Genomic DNA, 20,620 nt, shown 5'->3' on the forward strand with positions numbered 1-20,620 from the left:
TCGTGGGAGCTGTGAGTCCGCTCATAGCGGACCCGATCCGCCCGGCGTCCGGCCGGGCCCCTCGCGGTCGGACCCATCCTTACCCTGTCTGACCCCTTGGTGGAAGTTCGACAGCCGATCCCTCATCAGGTTCGCCGCGCGGGGGGCGGTGGGCGCCGCGTTCGGCTGCGGCACCGGGCCGCGCGGGCGCGCCTCGGCCGAGAGGTTGTTCAGGGGCACCCGCCGGGGCAGACCCTGGGCGGTCGTGCCTCCGGTCGCCTGGCCGCCCGCGTCCTCGGGGCCCGGCCGGGCCCACGAGGGTGCGGGGTGACCGGGGTTGCCCGGCGGCTGGGCCGGCGGGCGGGGTTGCGCCTGCGGCCGGAGCTGCGCCTGGGGTTGGGGCTGCGGCAGGGGCTGCGGACGCTGGGCCGGCGGCTGGACCCGCTGGTGGGGCAGCGCCTGCGGCTGCGGCGGGACCTGCGGACGTACGTGCCCCTGTGGGGGCTGCGCCCGCTGCGGTCCCTGCCCGGCCGGCCACTGCGACCTCATCGCGTCGAAGATCGGTAACCGGTCGGACCCGTGCCCTTCCAGGCGCGCGACCGCCTCGGCCTCCTCCTCTTCCGAGGCGAACCACGAGAAGTCGCCGTCGGGGCCGCCGCCCTCCTCCTGGTCGTGGAACCACGGGAAGCCGCCGTCGGGCTGACCGGAGTGGCGGCCCGCCGGAACGTCGTCGTACGACCGGCCGCGCGAGGGCGTGCCCGCGGGCCCGTAGGGGCCGTCGAAGCGCGGGTCGCCCGCCTGTCCGGCCGCGACCCCGCCGCCCGGCAGCCCGGCCATCTCGCCGGTGTCGTACGGTCCGGGCCGCAGCGCCGACTGGTCGAAGACCTGCGGGCCGTCCACCTCCAACTCGCTCGCGGACACCAGCAAAGTCAGTGGGATCCGGATGAGCGCGTTCAGGCCGGTCCTGCCCGTACTGGTCAGCCGCACCTGGATGCCGTACTTGGCCGCCAGCCGGCCGACCACGAACAGGCCCATGCGGCGGGAGATCGCGACATCGAGGACCGGGGGCTCGGCGAGCCGCCGGTTGATCCGCTCCAGCTCCTCGGGCCGGATGCCGATGCCCGCGTCCGCGATGTCCAGGACCACATCGCCCGCGGTGAGCATCTTGGCGCCCACCAGCACCTGGGTCTCGGGGCCGGAGAACGTCGTGGCGTTCTCGATGATCTCGGCCATCAGGTGGACGACGTCGGTGGCGGCATGTCCGACCACCGCCACGTCGGGCAGTTCGTAGAGCACCACGCGCTCGTACTGCTCGACCTCGGCGGTCGCGGCGCGGACCAGGTCGAACAGCGACACCGGCTGGTCCCAGCGGCGGCTCTGCTCCTCGCCCGCGAGCACCAGCAGGTTCTCGTTGTTGCGGCGCATGCGGGTCGCGAGGTGGTCGAGCTGGAACAGGGCGGTGAGCTGACCGGGGTCCTGCTCGCTGTTCTCCAGGTCGTCGATGAGCTGGAGTTGGCGCAGCACCAGGCTCTCACTGCGCCGCGAGAGGTTGGTGAAGATCGCGTTGACGTTGGAGCGCATCCGCGCCTGCTCGGTGGCGAGCCGGACCGCCTCGAAGTGCACGCGGTCGAAGGCGCGCGCGACCTGGCCGACCTCGTCCTGCGACTGCACCTCGATCGGCTCGACCCGTACCGGCCGGTCCGTCTCCGAGGGGTTCACGTCGCGCAGTCGGCGGACCGCGCCCGGCAGCCGGTTGTCGGCCACGTCCAGTGCGGACACCCGTAGTTGGCGCAGCGGCCGGACCACGGACCTGGCCAGGATCAGCGCGCCGAGGAAGGACAGCGCGACCACGGCGACGATGATGGCGATGTTCTGGTAGAGCTGGGTGCGCACGGCCGACAGCAGGTGCGAGGACCGGTCGTTGAGGTCCGCCACGGTCTGCCGTTCGACGGTGCGTACGGCGTCGAGCTTGTCGGTGATCTGCTGGAACGCGGTGGCCTTGGTGATGCCGAGGCTGTCGAGCGGGATGTCCTCCTGCGCGGCGGTGGCGACCACCTGGATGGTGCCGTCGGCCGCGCCGACTTTGTCGCCGCTGACCGTCGACTGGTACAGGTTGAGCAGCGAGGTCGACGCGTTGTTCGTGAAGGTGCCGTTGGCGGTCTCGAAGTGCGCCTGCTCGATGTTCTCCTTGAGCTCCAGTGTGAAGCCGCGGTCGAGCGCGTCGACGATGAAGCCGCGTTCGCTCGACGTCTGCTGCTCGATCTGCTCGATCGAGGCGAGCGTGGTGACCAGGCTGCCGAGCGTGTGGTCGGAGCCGACCGCCGCGAGCTGCTGGCTGAAGTCCAGCAGATTGCCGATGATCGTGCTGTAGGCGCTGAAGGTCGGCGTGTTGGCGCCGTGGGCGAGGCCCTTGGTCGAGGCGCGCAGCGGGGTCAGGTCACCGAGCCGGGCCTCGGCGCGCACGCCGATCAGGCGTACGGCGGCGGGCAGCGCGTCGACGCTGCTCCGGTGTTCGTCCAGGCTCTGGCCGAACGCCTTCACCTGCGCGTTGGTGGCCTGTTGCGCCGCCGCGAGCTTGTCGTCCTTGGCGGTACCCGACCCGGTGAGTGCCAACTGGGTGAGGTCGCGTTCGTCGTCGAGCGCGCTGACCAGCGTGGACACCTGCCGGGCGAGTTGCGCCTGCCCTTGGATATGGGCCGCGCTCCGGAGGTTGCCGACCGCGGAGAACACGCGCACGCCCGCCAGCGGAATGATCGCGATCAGCGGGACGAGCACGAGGAGCAGCATGCGATTGCGCAGCCGCCAGTCACCGAGCTTGCGTTTGGTCCAGAGCCTGGAGCCGAGCCCGGTGAGGGGGGAGATCCATTTCGGTGCGGGCGCGCGACCCCGTCTCCGCGCGCTCGTCATGCCGTCGCCGCATCGTGCTTCGTCAAGCGGTCCCCGCATGTCAACGGATTGCCGGCTCCGTGAGACCGCTGGTCTTCCATTCACTAACCCTTAACCCTCATAACGCCGCCGCATGGCGCGGCGACGCTTGATTATCCGGTTCACCGCGATGAGACGTTCGGCTCCGACCGCATACCACTGCGTACCAGGTCGGAGGCTCTTTGTGTCTGTTCACTTCCACGCCCTCTGCGGGAACTTTATTGCAGCACACGCGTGCCCGCAGGAGCAAAGGGTTGCGCTACTGACTTAACGCGGCCTCACCGCCGCCCACTCCCCCAGTCCAGTGGTCGGATCGGTCGAAATCGGACCCACCGAAAGCGGCGGCGATACGAGGTGTCCGACGGCATGATAGGTGCACAGGAGGGCATATATTTCCTGCTGCACGAGTTCAGGGCTTTTCGACCGTAATAGCACCCGTGGCCCGGTGATCTGCTCGACGAAGTGGGCGACCCCGTCGCCGCTCGCGACGGCCGCCTGTTCGTACCGGGCCCTGATCTCGTCGGCCGGCACCGTGCTGTCGAGTACCGAGGTGACCAGCAGCGGAGCGCCCAGGACCGGTCCCGCGGCGGCGGCTCGCGCGGCCGTGCGGTCGCCGCACGGCACCACCCGGACCGCGGTCCCCGGCCCCGGACCTTCGCCGGGACCGGCGTCCGCCGCCAGCTCCGACAGGTAGGAGCCGTCGGGGAGTTCGCGCATCACCGGCAGTGAGTACGGGGCGGGTCCGAGGCCGCCGGAGCGCCAGATCTGGTCGGCGCCGGTCTCGGCCAGCGCCGACCACAGCGCGACCGGGATCAGTTCCTCGTCGCCGACCACCAGCGCCCGCTTGTCGAGAAGGTCTTCCGGCCACTGCGCGAGCAGGCCCTCGGCGCCCTCCTCGGCCCGGGGCGTGATGGCCGCGACCGCCGAGACGCGCAGCCGGCAGTCGGTGAGCGAGGACACCCACACGTCGAGCGACCGGTGCTTGTCCAACCGGGGCGCCATGGTGTCGGGGGAGCCGTAACCTGCCCTGTTCGCGGGGGTGTCCGGCACTTCCATCGCGACGCTCTCGTAGACGAAGACCCGCTCGCCGTCCAGCCGGGTCCCGTGGCCCGCGGCGTCGGCGAGGTGGCCGCAGAGCGCCTTGAGGGGTTCGACGCCGAGCCGCATGCGGGCCCGCGCGATGGCCGCCGCGCTGGCCACGTCGCCCGAGCCGCCGACGCCTGCGCCCGGGAACATCTCGGGCAGACCGCCGGTGAGTTTGGCGAGCACCTCCTCATAAGAGGAGGCCCCGAAGAGCCACATCGCCAGAACGAAATACATCATGAGCTGTGCGGGCAGGAGACGCCTGCGGCGCTCTCGGCGCTCGGTTTTGTCCACGAGCCGGTCCATCACATCCGGCCGGAAAGTCTCCACGAGCATGCGCAGTGCGAGCCGGTCGGGAAGATGCGTTTCAGGCGATATGTCGAGATGGCGAAACGTCATTCGCCAGAAGCTACCCCCGGAGAACCCTCCGCGTCTAACCCACTATGGATAGTCGGGAGAAAGAGGCACTAGACGGAATTTCTCCGGACAACGACGTCGACGGAGAGTGAGGTCAGCGGCCTCCGGACGCTTAAGTCAATGCACCCTTGTTCGACGAGGTTGGTGTCTGCCCGTCGGTTCTGGCAGCCTCACTCGCGTGGCAAGCGAATCCCAGCACGGGCACAGCAATGGTCTAGTCAAATCGCCGCAACCGACGACATCGCCTATCGCGATGCGCGACGTGTGCAAGTCCTTCAGTACCCCGCAGGGCGGAAATCATGACGTCCTGCGCAACATCGATTTCACCGTCAGGCCCGGAGAGTTCACCGCGGTCGTGGGTCCCACCGGATGCGGGAAATCGACGACTCTCTCGTTGATCTCCGGCATGGAACGTCCGGACAGCGGTGAGGTGCTCGTCGACGGGCGCCCGGTGGAGGGCATTGGCAAGGACGTCGGGTTCGTCTTCCAGACGGACGCGGTGTTCCCCTGGAAGACCGTCATCGGCAACGTCGCGGCGGGTCCGCGCTTCCGGGGCGCGTCCCGCAAGGAGGCGCACGCCGCCGCGGCCGAGTGGATCCGCCGGGTGGGCCTCGCCGGGTTCGAGCGGTACCACCCGCACCAGCTCTCCGGCGGAATGCGCAAGAGGGTGGCGCTCGCGCAGACGATGATCAACGAGCCGCGGGTGCTGCTGATGGACGAGCCCTTCTCCGGGCTCGATGTGCAGACCCGTCAGATCATGTCCGACGAACTGCTCTCGCTCTGGGACCTGACCCGGCCCTCGGTCGTGTTCGTCACGCACGACCTGGAGGAGGCGATCTCGCTCGCCGACAAGGTCGTGGTGCTGACGGCGGGACCGGCCACCGTGAAGGAGGAGTTCGAGATCGATCTCCCCCGGCCGCGCAATCCCCGCGAGATCCGGCACACTCCCGAATTCGTCAAGCTCCACGAACGGGTCTGGCAGGCGCTGCGGGACGAGGTGCAGCTCGCGTACTCCCGCACGGCCGCGCGGCCCGAGACCGTGTCGGCCGAGACCGTGGCGCCCGAATCGGCGGCCTGAACCATCCGTACGGAAGAGGCATGAGCCTATGAAGACCGACACCGCGACCGGGTCGGCGACCGACGAGATCCTCGCGCGACCCGAACCGCCGAAGAGCGACGCCGGAGCGGCCCGCGCCGCGCTGGCCAGGCGACAACGGGCCAGGCGCCGCGTGTGGGTCAACGTTGTCAGGGCCGCCGTCCTCGCCGCGTTCATCGGCCTGTGGCAGGTGCTCGCCTCGACGGAGGTCGTCGACCCGTTCTATTCCGGCAAGCCGTCGGGCATCTGCTCGAAGCTGTGGGGCTGGGTGCGCGACGGTACGTCGCAGGGACCGCTGTGGGACCAGGTGTGGGTGACGTTGCAGGAGACCCTGATGGGCTTCGGCATCGGGGTCACCCTGGGTGTCGTCCTCGGCATCGTGCTGGGCCGGCTGCGCTTCCTGGCCGATGTCTTCGCCCCCTACATCAAGACCCTGAACTCGATCCCGCGCATCCTGCTGGGCTCGGTGTTCGCGATCTGGTTCGGTCTCGGCATCAGCTCCAAGGTCATGCTGGCCGCCGTACTGGTCTTCTTCGGCGTGTTCTTCAACGCCTTCCAGGGCGCCCGCGAGGTGGACCGCAATCTCCTCGCCAACGCCCGCATCCTCGGCGCGAGCAACACCCGGGTGACCTTGCACGTGGTCGTCCCGTCCGCGCTGAGCTGGATCACCACCAGCCTGCACGTGGCCTTCGGTTTCGCCATCACCGGCGCGATCGTGGGCGAACTGCTCGGGGCGCAGCAGGGCCTCGGGCTGCTCATCTTCCAGGCGCAGGCCAACTTCGATCCCAACGGGGTCTACGCGGGACTCGTCATCACCGCCGCGTTCGCGCTGGCGGCCGAGGGACTGATCTCGCTGCTGGAGCGGTGGCTGCTGAGCTGGCAGCCGCGTCCGCAGAAGTCCGGAGCGCAGGCGTGACCGCCGTGACCGGCGACAGCACCGCCGGGACCGGGGCCGCCTCCGGGACTCCCGCCATCCCCGCCCATTCCGCCATCCCCCCGACGGTCAACCGCCCCGCGGCGACTCGCGGCCCGCGGCACGACCCGAGACGGCGCACGACCCACCCGCTTCCGAGGAGAAGACAACGCACATGTGGCACAAGAAGATCGTTCTCGCAGCCGCGACGGTAGTCCTGGCGACAGGCGTGACGGCCTGCTCGGACAGCAAGTCCGACAAGACCACCGACGCGGCGAGCGCGGGGTCGCTGGAGACGGTGACGATCGCCCTGTCGAACCAGGCGAACCAGAGTTACCTCCCGCTGATCCTGGCGCAGCGGATGGGCTACTTCACGAAGCAGGGTCTGAACGTGAAGATCGCCAACCTCCAGGGCACGCCGCAGGTCTCCGACGCGCTGCTCAAGGGTGACGCCCAGGGCATGATCGGCTTCTACGACTCGAACCTCAAGCTCCAGCTCAAGGGCAAGAACACCCAGGCGGTCGTCCAGCTCCTCCAGGCGCCCGGCATGGTCGAGATGGCCCGTACGAACGCGCCGTCGATCAAGTCGCCCGCGGACCTCAAGGGCAAGAACGTCGGCGTCACCTCGCTCGGTTCCGCCAGTTCCACCATCGCCTCGTACCTCGCGATCCACAACAACATCGCGGTGGCCGACACCCACTTGGTGGCGGTGGCGGCCGGTGCCACTTTCGTGGCGGCCTTCGAGCACAACCGGATCGACGCGGGTGTCACCACCGAGCCGACCATTTCGACGCTGCTCAAGAAGCAGCTCGGGACGATCATCGCGGACATGCGCACCGCGGCGGGCACCAAGGCCGCGCTCGGCGGCCCGTACCCCGGCACCGCGCTGACCGTCCAGACGGCGTGGGCCAACAGCCACAAGGAGACCGTCCAGAAGATGGTCAACGCCGTCTACCAGACGCTCCAGTGGATGGAGGCCCACTCGGCCGCGGAGATCACCGAGCAGGTCCCGGCCGACTTCTACGCCGGCAGCGGCAAGGACCAGTACGTCCAGGCGCTGGCCAACGAGATGGGCATGTACAACCCGACCGGCCAGATGCCGGCCGACGCCCCGCAGACGGTGCTCCGCGTCCTGACCGCGGTCGACCCGACCGTGAAGGGCAAGACGATCGACCTGTCGAAGACGTACACCGACGAGTACGTCCAGAAGGCGGCCCAGGACCACTCCGCGTCCTGACCCCCCGCTCCCCCCAGGGCCCCTGCCCGGCGCGCCCCGCCGCCCAGGGGCCCTGCGCCGTTCCCCGCCGCGGCCCCGGCCCGGTCAGCGCTCCCGGCCGCGCGCCTTCAGCGGGCCCGGCGGGAGGTCGGGGGCGGACAGGCGCTCGCCGTCGTAGCCGTGGACGTCGCCGAAGCGGGTGGCGGACTGCCAGGCGGTGCGGGCCTCGGTGATCTCCTCGCTGGTGCGGGCGACGAAGTTCCACCACATGATGATGCGTTCGGCGAAGGGCTCGCCGCCCAGCAGCATGAGGGAGGCGGGGGTGTCGGCGCGCAGGGGGAGTTCGCGGCGGCCACAGCCGAGGTAGAGCAGGGAGCCGGGGGTGAGGGGGACGCCGTCGACGTGGGATTCGCCGGACATGGTGAGGACGGCGTACTCGAAGTCGGGGTCGAGCGGGAGCCGGGCGTCGGTACCGGCGGCGAGGGTGAGGTCGGCGCCGACGAGCGGGGTGTGGATCGTGCCGGGCGAGGCGGCGCCGTCGAGGTCGCCGAGGATGACGGTGGCGTGGAGTCCGCCGCCGCCGGTGACCTCGGGGAGTACGGGGTGGTGCTCGAAGGAGGGCGCGGTGTCGCGGGTGGCGTCGGGCAGGGCGACCCAGAGCTGGGCGCCGTGCAGGTAGCGGGCGTGGTCGCGCGGTGATTCCTCGGAGTGGGCGATGGCCTGGCCCGAGGTCATCAGGCCCAGCTCGCGGGGGCGCACCGTCTGGAGGCTGCCGAGGCTGTCGCGGTGCAGCACCTCGCCGTCGTGCAGCCAGCTGACGGTCTGCAAGCCCATGTGGGGATGGGGCGGCACCTGCATGCCGGGCTCGTCGGCGATGTCGTCGGGCCCGTAATGGTCAACAAAGCACCAAGCGCCGACCATGCGCCGTCCGAGGTTGGGGAGCAGCCGCCGTACCTCGGTGCTCTCGCCGAGCTGGACGGTGCGGCCGGCGAGCAGGTCGCGGACCGGGGCGGCGGAGACGTCGGCGCGCCCGCCGCAGCGGGTGGCGGCGGGCGTCGTGTCGAGATTGCTCATGGTGCCGATCATGCCGCGCGCGACCGCCCGAAGCGAGGAGGGGACCGGGCGGTCGCGCGGGTCAGGGGGTCCGTCGGCCCCGGGCGGCAGGAGTCCCGAGGCCAGGGGCCGGGCGGGCGGTTACCGGGCGGGCGGCGCGGAGTGGGCGGGGTGGATGCCGTGCACGAGGTCGCGGGCCTCGCTGACGTACATCTCCCGGTCGCCGAGCGTCAGGCCGGGGAAGTAGTCCTTGAGCCTGGTCACGACCTGCTGCTCCGACTCGTGGCACTCACGCAGCAGAAAGATCGCCTTGCGCAGGATGTCGCCGTCCATGGGGACCGCCCTTCACTACCCCCGCGGGCCCGTCGCCCTCGGACGATTCCCATCATGACTCCACGAATGTCACCTCTTGGGCAACGGCGTGTACTGGCTCTGCAAAAGATCCACCAGCTTTTCCGGCACGTCCGCGAGGCATCCCCGAAGCCGCTCCCCCAGCGCCTTGGCCTGCGGATCGGCCCTGGTGGAAGCGGCGACGCCGTCGCCGAGCAGCCCGTGCACGACGAAGTTCACCGCGCGCAGATTCGGCAGTTCCCAGCGGCTCACCGGCAGCGTCGCGGTCTCCGGCAGCAGGGCCCGCAGCCGGGGTACGTCCAGATACGCGCGCAGCCACGCGTACCCCTCGTCGTCCCGTGCCCACAGCCCGACGTTCGCGTCGCCGCCCTTGTCCCCCGAGCGCGCCCCGACGACGGTCCCGAGCGGCAGCCGTACCGTCCGGCCGAAGGGCTCGGGCGGCCCGGTCCGCGCCTGGCGGGGCGCGGGTCCGGTGACCGGTGACACCAGCGGCGGCGGTACGGGGCCGGAGTCGGGCACCGGACCCGGCCGTCCCTCGCGGAGGTCGGTGGCGCCGTGCGGCGGGCGCGGTACGGGCAGCCGGGTGCCGTCGGCGAGCACGGTCACGGCGGTGACCTCGTCGGCGGCCACCAGCGCGGGCCAGTACACGCCGTACTCGGTGGGGCGCGGCGAGGCGTGCTCCAGGTAGAGCCCGGGGTAGCCGGCCAGCGCGGAGCCCGCGACGTCGGTGAAGAAGCCGCGGCCGACGGTGTCGAGGTCCGGGTCCTTGACGGTGAGCGTCAACCGGTCGGCCTCGCCCCCGTGTTCGCGCCGCAGGTCGTACCCGGCGAAGCGGCCCGGCCCGCCGGTCGCGTCGCGCAGGGTGGCCTCGGCGAAGTCCGCCTTCGCGTCGAGGTCGAGGCCGGTGAGCACGAAGGTCGCGGAATTGCGGTAGCCGCCACGGTGGTTGAGGCAGACCTTGAGGGTGTCGGGCGCGGGCTCGCCCGCGACCGGGCCGACGGAGACCCGGTCGGGGCCCTGCTGGATGAGCCGGACGGTGTCGAAGCGGGCCACGACGTCGGTGTTGAGGTAGCCGGGTCCGCCGATCTCGTACAGGAGTTGGGCGGTGACGGTGCCGATGGTGACGGCGCCGCCGGTGCCGGGGTGCTTGGTGATGACGCTGGAGCCGTCGGCGTGGATCTCGGCGATCGGGAAGCCGGGGTGCACCGGGTCGGGGATCTCGGTGAAGAAGGAGTAGTTGCCGCCGGTGGCCTGGGTGCCGCACTCGATGATGTGGCCCGCGGTGACGGCGCCCGCCAGCCGGTCCCAGTCGTCGAGCGCCCACTCGAAGGCCCAGGCGGCGGGCCCGACGACCAGCGAGGCGTCGGTGACCCGGCCGCAGATCACCACGTCGGCGCCGCCGCGCAGCGCCTGCGCGATGCCCCAGCCGCCGAGGTACGCGTTGGCGGTGACCGGCTCGACGCCGGAGCCCGCCAGCGGGCGGCCGGTGGCCAGGTGCGCGAAGTCGTGGCCGCGGGACTGGAGTTCGGGCAGCCGGTCCAGCAGGTCGTCGCCCTCGACGTACGCCACGGACGGGTGCAGGCCGCCGACCGCGGCCAACTCGGCGAGTTTGGCGGCCAGTCCCGCCGGGTTGAGGCCGCCCGCGTTGACGACGATCTTGATGCCGCGCTCCAGGCAGGTGCCGAGCACCTCGCGCATCTGGGCGAGGAAGGAGACCGCGTAGCCGCCGTCCGGGTCGCGCTGCCGCGCCTTCCACAGCAGCAGCATGGTCAGTTCGGCCAGGTAGTCGCCGGTGAGGACGTCGATGGGGCCGCCCTCGACCATCTCGCGGGCGGCCGACAGCCGGTCACCGTAGTAGCCGGAGCAGTTCGCGATCCGCAGCGGCGCCCCGCGCTCCCGCTGCGCCCGCGGTGCCCGCCGGTCCTGTCGCGTCTGGGGCGCCTGCGGTACCCGGGGCGCCTGGTGTGCCGTCATCCCACACTCCCGTCACTCCCCCGTCTCACCGAACCGGGACGATCATCTTGCCGGTGTCCGCGCCGCGCAAGACCACCAGGGGGCGCGCCCGGGGCGGGTCCGGCGGCCGGTGGTTGAATCGGCTCCATGAACGAGCCCACACCGCGACCCCCGCTGTCCGCCGACGAGATCATCGACATCGTGGACGAGCACGACCGGGTCGTCGGCAGGTCGCCGCGCGGCGAGGCGTACGCCAGGGGCCTGCGGCACCGCTGCGTCTTCATCCTGGCCAGGGACGCCGAGGACCGGATCTTCGTGCACCGCCGCACCGCGGAGAAGCTGGTCTTCCCCTCCCTCTACGACATGTTCGTCGGCGGTGTCGTCGGCGCGGGCGAGTCCTACGAGGAGGCGGCGCTGCGCGAGGCGGAGGAGGAGCTGGGGGTGAGCGGACTGCCGCGCCCCGAGCCGCTGTTCCGATTCCTCTACGAGGACGGGCCGCGGACGTGGTGGTCGTCTGTCTACCAGGTGCGGTGCACACTGCCGGTCGCCCCGCAGGCCGAGGAGGTGGCCTGGCACACCTTCCTCACCGAGGAGGAGCTGGCCGCCAGGCTCACCGAGTGGGAGTGGGTGCCGGACGGCCTCGACGGCTACCGCAGGCTGCTCGAATGGCGTGCGACGCACGGGAGTTGACCGCCCGGCGGCTCAACCCGCGACCAGGAGACCGGCCATGACAGAGGCGCAGTTGGCGGCGACCGAGGCCGCGTACGGCAGCGGGCCCCGCAGCCGCAGCAGTCGGCCGAGCAGCAGACCCTCCACGAGGCAGACCGCGCTCTCCGCGACGGCGAAGGCGGGCCAGTACGCGGCGCCGTGCGTCTGCCGCAGGAACCACCACAGCGGCGGGTGCGTCACACAGTTGACCATGACGGCCGCGAGAGCGGTCCGCGTCGGTCGGACGGCGGACGCCGCGGTGACCGCCGCGACGTAGCAGGGCACCTCGACGAGCAGGGTGAGGGCGAGGGCCAGCGGATACGGCACGGGCGGATCGTGCCACGGGGAGGGGACGAGTGGCCAGCGCGGTGGGGGCGCCCCTGGCGGGCGGTGCGGGCACGGGCGATACGGGCACGGCCGATACGGGACGCGCGGGGCGGACGCTGCCGGTCGCCGGTTTCGTCCTGGCGGCGGCGGTGGCGCTCGCCGTCTCGCTGCGGCTGCCCGCGGGCACGGCCGTGGTGGGCCTCGCGGTCTTCGGCATTCTGCACAATGTGCTCGAACTGCGGTACGTGACCGGCCGGTTCGAAGGCGTCCTGCACGGCCCGTTCCTGCGGCTGCTGGGCGCGCTCATCACCGGCATCGTCGTGTGCCGCCTGCTGCCGCCGTCCTCGGGCACCCGTACCGCCGAGATCCTGCTCGCGTACGTGCTGCTCGCCGCGGCCTGCGTGCACGCGCTGCGGGCCAGGCCCGTACCGCTGGCCGCCTCCTGCGCGCTGCTGGCGGGCGCCGCCATGGCGTCGCTGGCCTTCCCCGCCTACCACTTCGTGGTGCTGGCCCATCTGCACAATGTGGTGCCGCTGCTCTTCTTGTGGGAGTGGTCGCGCGCCATGCCGCGCGGCCGTGCCGCCTTCCGGGCGGTGCAGTGCGGGTGGGTGCTGGTGATCCCCGCGCTGCTGCTGTCCGGCGCCCTCGACGGTCTGCTCGGCGCGGGCTCGGGCTGGACGGACCGGCTGGCGCTGTCGTACACCCCGCCCGCCTGGCAGCACACGCACGCCGGGCTGCGCTTCGTCGCGGTCTTCGCCTTCCTCCAGACCATGCATTACGTGGTGTGGGTGTGGTTCATGCCGCGGTACGCGCCGGACGCGACCGAGGCGTTCGAGCGGCGCGCGCCCGTGCTGCGCGGTGTGCGGGCCTGGGCGCTGGGGCTCGGCGGGGCGGCGGCCCTGTCGGTGCTGTTCGTCAGCGACTACACGCGGGGCAGGTCGCTGTACGCGGCGGTGGCCAGCTACCACGCGTATCTGGAGTTCCCGGTGCTGCTGATGCTGGTGCTGGGGCTCGGGGAGCGGGGCCGGGCGGCCGGGGCGGACCTGACCGGGACGAGGCCGACCGGGACGAGCGCGACCGAAGAGGGGCCGCCCGAGAAGAGCCCGCCCGCAATGGGCGTGCCCGAAGAGAGCGCGACCGACGCGCGTGCGACCGACGGAAGGAAGGAGTCCTCCGATGCTGCTCGCTGATGTCGCGCCGCCGCAGGACGGTGGCGGCGGCTCCGCAGGCCATGTGGTGATCGCCGTGGTCGGCGTGGTGCTGCTGGCCGCGGTGCTCGCCGTGATCATCGCGGCGGTCTCCCGCCGGAAGTGACCGCCCGCGCCCGCTTCCGACCTGGTCGTTAGTGTGGACGCGTGAGCGCTTTCGCCCAGGAGCTGCCCGCGCGGCTGCGTGCCGCGCGGGATTCCGTACGTCTGTGGTTCGCCCCCGCCCGCGTGCGGGACGAGGGCACGACCCCCGACTACCGCTTCTCGCTGGCCAACGAGCGGACCTTCCTCGCCTGGATCCGCACCGCGCTCGCCCTGATCGGCGGCGGTTTCGCCGTCGACCAGTTCCTCACCGACCACCTCGCGCACTGGGTACGGGTCTCGCTGGCGCTCGTCCTGCTGGCCGGTGGCGTCGCCTGCACGCTGCGCGCGGTCAACCACTGGGCCCGCTGCGAACGCGCCATGCGCCGCGGCGCCGACCTGCCCGTCTCCCGCTTCCCCGCGCTGCTCGCTGTCGCCATCGCGGTGATCGCCGTCGCGATAGTGTGCGTGGTGCTCTTCGGCTGGGCCGGATGAGCCACGACCGCCAGGACGGCGGGCCGTCGGGAGTCGGCGGCCGACCCGGTGACGACCGGGATCCGGGGCTCCAGCCGGAGCGAACGCGGCTGGCGTGGCGGCGTACGACGCTGTCCTGCGCGGTGACGGCCGTGCTGGCCGGGCGGCAGGTGCTGCACCACGAGGGCGGGGCGCTCCCCGCGGTGGCCATCGGTCTGACCGCGCTCGCGTTCCTGGCCTTCCTCCGGCTGGCGCACCGCAGGATTCAGCAGCTCGGCGGCGCGCCGCACCCGGCGGTGATGGCGCCGGGCGCCGCCGTCGCGGTGGTGGGCTGCACGGTGGCGCTCGCGGTGTTCGGCGCGGCGCTGGTGTGGTGAGGCGCGCCCAGCTGTGGTGACGCGCGCCCTCGTGTGGTGAAGCGCCCAGCTGTGGTGAGGCGCGCCGGCCGCGTCCCTCAGCGTCGTCGCAGCGCGCTCACCAGCGCCCGGACCTCCCGGTCGGCGAAGCCCGGCTCGCCCGCGACGGTCCGCACGAGTCCGTCCCGCACGGTACGGCTTCGGCCGGCCTCCACCAGCGCCAGCGACTCGGCCAGCGCCTGCGGGAGCGCCTGGTGGTACCAGGGTGTGTCCGCGTCCTCGTCGAACCAGCGGCTCGGCGGAAAGGTGCCGTTGAGCTTGGGCTGCGCATTGCCGTACCAGCCCCATTCGGGCCAGGGCAGCGACACGTTGACCACGTGTCCCGCGGGCAGCGTCCGCACCCAGCGGGCGGAATCGGGCGACTGCTGCCAGCGGTCGGCGTTCGGGCCGCTCTTGCCGCGGGGCGTCACCCCGACGTAGCGCAGCTTGCGGCGGATCACCGACCAGGGTTCGCGGCTCTCGGCGATCCACGCGGCCAGTTCACGGTGGAGCGCGTCGAAGGTGGAGCCGCTGTGGACCACGTCGACCACGGCCAGCGGGCGCTTGCGGCGGGCCAAGGCGCGCGGTTCGAGGCCCGCCGCGGCCAGGTGCTCGCGCAAGCGCTCCCGCTGGGGCTGCGGGAGGCGGGCGGACCGGCGGATCGACAGGGGGAGCCGCAGGAGTCCGCCAGGGCGGTCCGCGTGTTCCAGCGCGCCGGTGAGCAGGTCGTACATGCTGTCCAGCGAGCGGCCGACGAAGCGGAGGTCGGCGGCGCGGGAGCGGGCCAGCACCTTGCCCGTGCACTGTGTGAGCGCCGGAAGGTGCCACAGCCGTACGGGTTCCGAGCCGTCCGCGAGCGTGCCGAGGCGGTCCGGCGGGCGGCCCTCGTACGAGGACAGCGCCCAGCGGAAGGGCTGCGGCGGGGCGGGTTGACGAGCGGTCACGCGTAACAGTGCAGCACTGCCGGGCCGTGCGGGTAAACGGATTTTCAGGGCGCCAGGATGTCCAGCTCGTGCAGGGCGCCCACGCAGATCTCGCGCATCAGGTCCTCGGCGGCGGCGGCCTCGCGGGAGCGGATCGCCTCGGCGACGCGGACGTGGAGGGTGACGGCGGCGGGGTCGGGCTCGGCGAACATCACATGGTGTTCGGTGCGGCCGGTGAGGACTTCGGCGACGACGTCCCCGAGGCGGGCGAACATCTCGTTGCCCGAGGCGTCGAGGACGACGCGGTGGAAGGCGACGTCGTGCACGAGGTACGCGTCGAGGTCGGCGGCGCGGGCGGCGGCGGCCATCTCGGCGGCCAGCACGGTGAGTTCGCGGCACTGGGCGGGATCGGCGGCGGTCGCGGCGAGTCCCGCGGCGACCGGTTCGACGGCGGTGCGCAAGGTGGTGAGGGAGCGCAGTTGGCGGGGGCGGTCGGCGCCGGCCAGGCGCCAGCGGATGACGGCCGGGTCGAAGACGTTCCACTCCTCGCTGCGCAGCACGGTGACGCCGACGCGGCGGCGGGACTCCACGAGGTGCATCGCCTCCAGCACCCGGACCGCCTCGCGGACGACGGTGCGCGAGACGCCGTAGCGCGTTTCCAGTTCGTCGATGCGCAGAACCGTCCCTGGCGGGTAGTCGCCCGAGGCGATGGCGGGGCCGAGTTCGGCCAGAACACGGGCGTGCAGACCCCCGGCGTCGTCCCGCGGTGCTTCCTGCTGAGGCATGAGGACAGCTTATGCGGCAGCACAGTCATGTGACTTTTACATCACAGACTCTTGAATAAGTAGTACCTATGGCGTTGAGTGTCCCCGACCGCTTGCACAAGGAGGTTCGAGCGCATGACCAGCTCCCCGCGCCCACCGCACTCCCCCGTCGTCGTCGTGATGGGGGTCTCCGGTTCGGGCAAGTCGACCGTCGGCGGCCTGCTGGCGGATCGGCTGGGCGTCCCGTACGCCGAGGCCGACGACTTCCACCCGGCGGCCAACATCGCCAAGATGTCGGCCGGTCATCCCCTGGACGACGCCGACCGGGCGCCCTGGCTGGACGCCATCGGCGCGTGGATCGCGCAACGCGAGGGCAAGGGCGGGGTGGTGAGCTGTTCCGCCCTGCGCCGTCGCTACCGCGACCACCTGCGTCAGAGCGCGCCCGACCTGTTCTTCCTGCACCTGGACGGGTCCCCGGAGCTGATCGCCTCCCGACTGGCCGCGCGGATGCAGCACTTCATGCCGTCCGAGTTGCTGCGCTCGCAGTTCGCGACGCTGGAGCCGCTGGAGCCGGACGAGGCGGGCGCGGTCGTGACGATCGAGGGCGGCCCGCGGGAGATCGCGGACCGCGCGCTCGCCGCCGTACCCCGCTGACGTCGCCGGACTGACCCGCCCCACCCGTTCGAACCCCCTCCCCCCTGTCCCCGTCCTTCCCCCTGGAGTCCTCCGTGTCCGCACTCAGCGTGGAGCTGCTGGCCGCCGATCCGTCCCCGATCACCGACGCGGGCAACACCCGCCTGGCACTGGCCGCCCTGGCCGGTATCGCCGTCATCGTGCTGCTGATCACCCGCTGGAAGGTGCACGCCTTCCTCGCCCTGACCATCGGCTCCGGTGTGCTCGGCTCCGTCGCGGGCGCGCCTCTGGCCAAGACGATCACCAGTTTCTCGACCGGCCTCGGCTCGACCGTGGCGAGCGTCGGCACCCTGATCGCGCTCGGCGCGATACTCGGCAAACTGCTCGCCGACTCCGGCGGCGCGGACCAGATCGTCGACACGATCCTGGCCCGTACCAGCGAGAAACGGCTGCCGTGGGCGATGGCCCTGATCGCGGGTCTGGTCGGCCTGCCGCTCTTCTTCGAGATCGGCATCGTGATCCTCATCCCGGTGGTGCTGCTGGTCGCCAAGCGCAGCGGCCAGTCGCTGATCCGGCTGGGCATCCCGGCGCTGGCCGGTCTGTCGGTGATGCACGGTCTGGTGCCGCCGCACCCCGGCCCGCTGGCTGCGATCGGCGCCATCCACGCCGACATGGGCATCACCCTCGCGCTCGGCGTGCTGGTCGCGATACCCACGCTCGCCATCGCGGGTCCGCTCTTCGGCCGGGTGGCCGCGGGCTGGGTGGACGTGACACCGCCGGAGCGGATGACGCCCGCGCGCGCCTCCGACGACCTGGAGCGGCGGCCGAGCTTCGCCGCGACGACCTGCACGATGCTGCTGCCGGTGGTGCTGATGCTGGCCAAGGCCCTGGTCGACGTGATCGTGGACGACCAGAGCAGCCTGACGTACCGGATCTTCGACGTCATCGGCACGCCGCTGGTGGCGCTGCTCGCCGCGGTGATCGTGGCGATGTTCACCCTCGGGCGGGCCGCGGGCTTCAGCAAGGACCGCATCTCCTCGACCGTGGACGCCTCGCTCGGCCCGATCGCGGGCATCCTGCTGATCGTCGGCGCGGGCGGCGGCTTCAAGCAGACCCTGATCGACTGCGGGGTCGGTCAGATGATCCTCGACTGGTCCAAGAGCTGGCACATCTCGGCGCTGCTGCTCGCCTGGCTGATCGCGGTGCTGATCCGGGTCGCGACCGGTTCCGCGACGGTGGCGATCATCTCGGCCGCCGGTCTCGTCGCGCCGCTCGCCGAGGGCATGTCGTCCTCGCACACCGCGCTGCTGGTGCTGTCGGTGGGCGCCGGTTCGCTGTTCTTCTCGCACGTCAACGACGCCGGATTCTGGCTGGTGAAGGAGTACTTCGGGATGGACGTCCCGCAGACCCTCAAGACCTGGTCGGTGATGGAGACGGTGATCTCGGTGGTGGCGCTGGGCTTCGTCATGCTGCTGTCGCTGGTGCTGTGAGGCGCTGACGTCGTGAGGTGTGTGGGGCGGCGGGCCGTACGGTCCGCCGCCCCACACGTGTGTGTCACCAGCGCGGCACGGGCGGCGTCCGCCAGTCCGGGTCCGCCTTGCGCATCGCGGCGGCGTCGTCGCGGTCGCGCATGGCGCCGTCGTCGTCGAGCCAGCGCTGGTGCAGCGCCTTGAGCGCGTCCTGGTCGAGTTCGACGCCGAGGCCGGGGAGGTCGCTGACGGCGAGGCGGCCGTCCTCGAAGACATGGCGGCGGGTGATGACGTCCTCGGTCTGCCACGGGTAGTGCGAGTCGCAGGCGTAGTCGAGGTTGGGCACGGTGGCCGCGACATGGGTCATGGCGGCGAGGCTGATGCCGAGGTGGGTGTTGGAGTGCATGGACAGGCCCACGCCGAACGTCCGGCAGATCGCGGCGAGTTGCTGCGTGTTGCGCAGGCCGCCCCAGTAGTGGTGGTCGGAGAGCACCACCTGGACGGCGCCGCGCGTGAAGGCGTCCTGGATCTCGGCGAAGGTCGTCACGCACATGTTGGTCGCCAGCGGCACGGAGGTGCCGCTCGCGACCCGGGCCATGCGGTCGGTGGTGCTGGCCGGGTCCTCCAGGTACTCCAGCACCTCGCCCAGCTCGCGGGCCACGTACAGCGAGGTCTCCACCGACCAGGCGCCGTTGGGGTCGAGGCGCAGCGGCCGGCCGGGGAAGGCGGCGGCCAGGGCGCGTACGGCGGCGATCTCCTCGTCGGGCGGGAAGACACCGCCCTTGAGCTTGAAGGAGCCGAAGCCGTACGTGTCGGCGAAGCGGCGGGCCTGGGCGACGACGCCTTCCGGGTCGAGGGCGGGACCCCAGTCGTCGGCCTCGCCCTGCCCCTCGGGGTGGGCGGCGAGCCGGTAGAAGAGGTAGGCGCTGTAGTCGACGGCGTCGCGGACCTTGCCGCCGAGCAGCGCGTGCACCGGCAGGCCGAGGTGCTTGCCGAGGGCGTCGAGGCAGGCCACCTCGAAGCCGGAGATGACCGACAGCCGCAGCTTGTCGGCGGTCTGCACACCGCGCAGCCCGCCGACGTCGACGGAGTCGGAGACGTCGGCGGGGTCGCCGCAGACCTCTTCCGCGAGGGTGAACAGCCCGTTCAGATCGCTGACCGTGTGGCCGGGCAGCGCGCTGGCCAGGGGCGCGGCGAGGTCGAGATAGCGGGTGTCGCCGTAGGTCTCGCCCACCCCGGCCGTACCGTCGGCGGTGACGACCTCGATGATGAGGCGGGGCGTGTAGGGCTGGTGGACACCCTGGGTGTTGAGCAGCGGCGGATCGGCGATGAGGATGGGGGTCAGCCGCACCTCGGTGATCACGAGTCCGGCGGAGCGATCTGCTGTCTGCATATGTGAATTACGTTCACCCATAAGTCCAGAGCGTAGGTGCGGCGACCACGGCCGTCAATGCGGCCTCCCGAGCGCGGATGTGACGGACGGGACGCGACGGGGAGAGCGAAGAGCTGGACGACATACCGACTGGTCGGTACGATTTCTGAAGCCACGACGGTGACGAGGAGACGGCATGAGCGATACCGACAACCCCCCGGGTCTCGATCTGGGCCGGCTGCGCGCCCATCTCGACCGGGAGCGGCCGGGGCTGGTCGGCGGCGGCCTGCGCGGCAAGCTCATCGAGGGCGGCCGGTCCAACCTCACGTACTGGGTCACCGACGGCGGCACCGAATGGGTCGTCCGCAGACCGCCGCTCGGGCACGTCCTGGCCACCGCGCACGACATGACGCGCGAGCACCGGGTGATCAGCGCGCTCGCCGCCACCCCGGTGCCGGTGCCCGGCACGGTGCTGCTGTGCGAGGACGGCGAGGTGATCGGCGCCCCGTTCTACGTCATGGAATTCGTCGAGGGCACCCCCTTCCGCACCGAGAGCCAGCTCAGGGAGCTGGGCGCCGAGCGGACCCGCGAGGTCGTGCTCGCGCTGGTCGACACGCTGGTCGACCTGCACGCGGTGGACCCGGCGGCGGTCGGCCTCGGCGACTTCGGCCGCCCCGAGGGCTATCTGGAACGGCAGTTGCGCCGCTGGGGCAAGCAGCTCGACGCCTCCCGCAGCCGTGAACTGCCCGGCATCGACGCGCTGCACACCGCGCTCGGCGCGGCCCTGCCCGACTCCCCCGGCGGCGCCGTCATCCACGGCGACTACAAGCTGGACAACGTCCTGGTGGACACCGCCGACCGGCTCACCGCCGTCCTGGACTGGGAGATGTCCACCCTCGGCGACCCGCTCACCGACCTCGGGCTGCTGCTGGTCTACAGCGAGCCGCAGATCGCCTCCGACTTCCCCATCCAGGCGGCGGGCGGCGCGCCCGGCCACCCCTCGGAGGCGGAACTCCTCCAGCGGTACGCCGAGCGGTCCGGCCGCGACGTGTCGACCGTCGACTGGTACACGGCCTTCGCCTGCTACAAGCTCGCCGTCATCTCCGAGGGCATCCACTACCGCTACACCCTCGGGCAGACGATCGGCGCCGGATTCGACCGGATCGGCGGCATCGTCCCCCACTTCGTCGAACGCGGCCTCGACCGGCTCCGGCGGCACGCCGAGCGGCGGGGCCGGCCGCGCCCCTCGCAGGACTCCCCCCGGAAGGAAGGCTGAGCAG

20 protein-coding genes are annotated in these 20,620 nt (G+C 71.8%); 11 read left to right on the plus strand and 9 right to left on the minus strand.

Features of this window, described 5'->3' with window-relative positions:
- Nucleotides 1-21: 21 nt before the first annotated feature.
- Together ACFZAM_RS22115 and ACFZAM_RS22120 are read right to left on the minus strand one after the other, a co-directional pair.
- A complete protein-coding gene (locus tag ACFZAM_RS22115; protein ID WP_391048462.1) occupies nt 22-2,886 on the minus strand; it encodes a nitrate- and nitrite sensing domain-containing protein in 2,865 nt (954 codons plus the stop codon).
- Between the two features lie 285 nt (nt 2,887-3,171).
- The gene (locus ACFZAM_RS22120; RefSeq protein ID WP_391048465.1) at nt 3,172-4,386 is read right to left on the minus strand and encodes a transposase domain-containing protein; all 1,215 of its coding nucleotides are present in this window, start codon (nt 4,384-4,386) and stop codon (nt 3,172-3,174) included.
- Between the two features lie 271 nt (nt 4,387-4,657).
- Here ACFZAM_RS22120 and ACFZAM_RS22125 point away from each other — a divergent pair, with 271 nt between their 5' ends.
- The 3 genes from ACFZAM_RS22125 to ACFZAM_RS22135 all read left to right on the plus strand — a co-directional run bounded on the left by ACFZAM_RS22125 (nt 4,658) and on the right by ACFZAM_RS22135 (nt 7,650).
- On the plus strand, nt 4,658-5,482 hold the full coding sequence (locus ACFZAM_RS22125; protein WP_391048467.1) for an ATP-binding cassette domain-containing protein: 825 nt from the start codon (nt 4,658-4,660) through the stop codon (nt 5,480-5,482).
- A 28-nt stretch (nt 5,483-5,510) separates the two neighbouring features.
- Complete coding sequence (locus ACFZAM_RS22130; RefSeq protein ID WP_391048469.1) at nt 5,511-6,416, plus strand: ABC transporter permease subunit; 906 nt, start codon at nt 5,511-5,513, stop codon at nt 6,414-6,416.
- Between the two features lie 172 nt (nt 6,417-6,588).
- A complete protein-coding gene (locus ACFZAM_RS22135; protein ID WP_355333331.1) occupies nt 6,589-7,650 on the plus strand; it encodes an ABC transporter substrate-binding protein in 1,062 nt (353 codons plus the stop codon).
- Nucleotides 7,651-7,734: 84 nt separating this feature from the next.
- Here the strand turns inward: ACFZAM_RS22135 and ACFZAM_RS22140 are convergent, their stop codons facing one another.
- The 3 genes from ACFZAM_RS22140 to ACFZAM_RS22150 form a co-directional block, all read right to left on the minus strand.
- Nucleotides 7,735-8,703: a pirin family protein gene (locus ACFZAM_RS22140; protein ID WP_391048473.1), complete on the minus strand. Its 969-nt coding sequence runs from the start codon at nt 8,701-8,703 to the stop codon at nt 7,735-7,737.
- A 120-nt stretch (nt 8,704-8,823) separates the two neighbouring features.
- Complete coding sequence (locus tag ACFZAM_RS22145) at nt 8,824-9,015, minus strand: hypothetical protein (RefSeq protein WP_188283824.1); 192 nt, start codon at nt 9,013-9,015, stop codon at nt 8,824-8,826.
- A 69-nt stretch (nt 9,016-9,084) separates the two neighbouring features.
- On the minus strand, nt 9,085-11,007 hold the full coding sequence (locus tag ACFZAM_RS22150) for an acyclic terpene utilization AtuA family protein (protein ID WP_391048475.1): 1,923 nt from the start codon (nt 11,005-11,007) through the stop codon (nt 9,085-9,087).
- A gap of 126 nt (nt 11,008-11,133) precedes the next feature.
- Between ACFZAM_RS22150 and ACFZAM_RS22155 the strand changes: the two genes are divergently transcribed.
- The gene (locus ACFZAM_RS22155) at nt 11,134-11,676 is read left to right on the plus strand and encodes an NUDIX domain-containing protein (protein WP_391048478.1); all 543 of its coding nucleotides are present in this window, start codon (nt 11,134-11,136) and stop codon (nt 11,674-11,676) included.
- A 12-nt stretch (nt 11,677-11,688) separates the two neighbouring features.
- On the opposite strand, the gene ACFZAM_RS22160 is transcribed toward ACFZAM_RS22155, so the two are convergent.
- On the minus strand, nt 11,689-12,021 hold the full coding sequence (locus ACFZAM_RS22160; protein WP_391048479.1) for a hypothetical protein: 333 nt from the start codon (nt 12,019-12,021) through the stop codon (nt 11,689-11,691).
- Between the two features lie 29 nt (nt 12,022-12,050).
- Here ACFZAM_RS22160 and ACFZAM_RS22165 point away from each other — a divergent pair, with 29 nt between their 5' ends.
- From ACFZAM_RS22165 to ACFZAM_RS22180, 4 genes are all read left to right on the plus strand, one after another.
- Nucleotides 12,051-13,211 (plus strand): hypothetical protein, encoded by a 1,161-nt coding sequence (locus ACFZAM_RS22165; RefSeq protein WP_391048480.1) that lies wholly within the window; start codon nt 12,051-12,053, stop codon nt 13,209-13,211.
- Nucleotides 13,198-13,335, plus strand: coding sequence for a hypothetical protein (locus ACFZAM_RS22170; RefSeq protein ID WP_355333343.1), 138 nt, complete (start codon nt 13,198-13,200; stop codon nt 13,333-13,335). The genes ACFZAM_RS22165 and ACFZAM_RS22170 overlap by 14 nt, the downstream gene beginning before the upstream one ends.
- 74 nt (nt 13,336-13,409) lie before the next feature.
- Complete coding sequence (locus ACFZAM_RS22175) at nt 13,410-13,805, plus strand: DUF202 domain-containing protein (protein WP_391048671.1); 396 nt, start codon at nt 13,410-13,412, stop codon at nt 13,803-13,805.
- On the plus strand, nt 13,802-14,161 hold the full coding sequence (locus ACFZAM_RS22180) for a DUF202 domain-containing protein (RefSeq protein ID WP_355333345.1): 360 nt from the start codon (nt 13,802-13,804) through the stop codon (nt 14,159-14,161). The genes ACFZAM_RS22175 and ACFZAM_RS22180 overlap by 4 nt, the downstream gene beginning before the upstream one ends.
- Nucleotides 14,162-14,238: 77 nt before the next feature.
- Here the strand turns inward: ACFZAM_RS22180 and ACFZAM_RS22185 are convergent, their stop codons facing one another.
- Nucleotides 14,239-15,123, minus strand: coding sequence for a hypothetical protein (locus tag ACFZAM_RS22185; RefSeq protein WP_355333348.1), 885 nt, complete (start codon nt 15,121-15,123; stop codon nt 14,239-14,241).
- 44 nt (nt 15,124-15,167) lie between these two features.
- Entirely contained in the window at nt 15,168-15,887 is a 720-nt protein-coding gene (locus ACFZAM_RS22190) for an FCD domain-containing protein (protein WP_391048484.1), read from the minus strand.
- A gap of 114 nt (nt 15,888-16,001) precedes the next feature.
- Between ACFZAM_RS22190 and ACFZAM_RS22195 the strand changes: the two genes are divergently transcribed.
- Nucleotides 16,002-16,520: a gluconokinase gene (locus ACFZAM_RS22195; RefSeq protein WP_355333353.1), complete on the plus strand. Its 519-nt coding sequence runs from the start codon at nt 16,002-16,004 to the stop codon at nt 16,518-16,520.
- A gap of 74 nt (nt 16,521-16,594) precedes the next feature.
- On the plus strand, nt 16,595-17,989 hold the full coding sequence (locus ACFZAM_RS22200) for a gluconate:H+ symporter (RefSeq protein ID WP_391048487.1): 1,395 nt from the start codon (nt 16,595-16,597) through the stop codon (nt 17,987-17,989).
- Between the two features lie 64 nt (nt 17,990-18,053).
- Here ACFZAM_RS22200 and ACFZAM_RS22205 read toward each other — a convergent pair whose 3' ends face one another.
- A complete protein-coding gene (locus tag ACFZAM_RS22205; RefSeq protein ID WP_391048490.1) occupies nt 18,054-19,361 on the minus strand; it encodes an enolase C-terminal domain-like protein in 1,308 nt (435 codons plus the stop codon).
- Between the two features lie 175 nt (nt 19,362-19,536).
- Between ACFZAM_RS22205 and ACFZAM_RS22210 the strand changes: the two genes are divergently transcribed.
- Nucleotides 19,537-20,616 carry a phosphotransferase gene (locus tag ACFZAM_RS22210; protein WP_391048493.1) on the plus strand — a complete coding sequence of 360 codons (1,080 nt, stop codon included), beginning with the start codon at nt 19,537-19,539 and terminating at the stop codon, nt 20,614-20,616.
- Nucleotides 20,617-20,620: the final 4 nt, after the last annotated feature.

This window comes from Streptomyces sp. NPDC008079 (genome assembly GCF_042957385.1).
GTDB lineage: Bacteria > Actinomycetota > Actinomycetes > Streptomycetales > Streptomycetaceae > Actinacidiphila.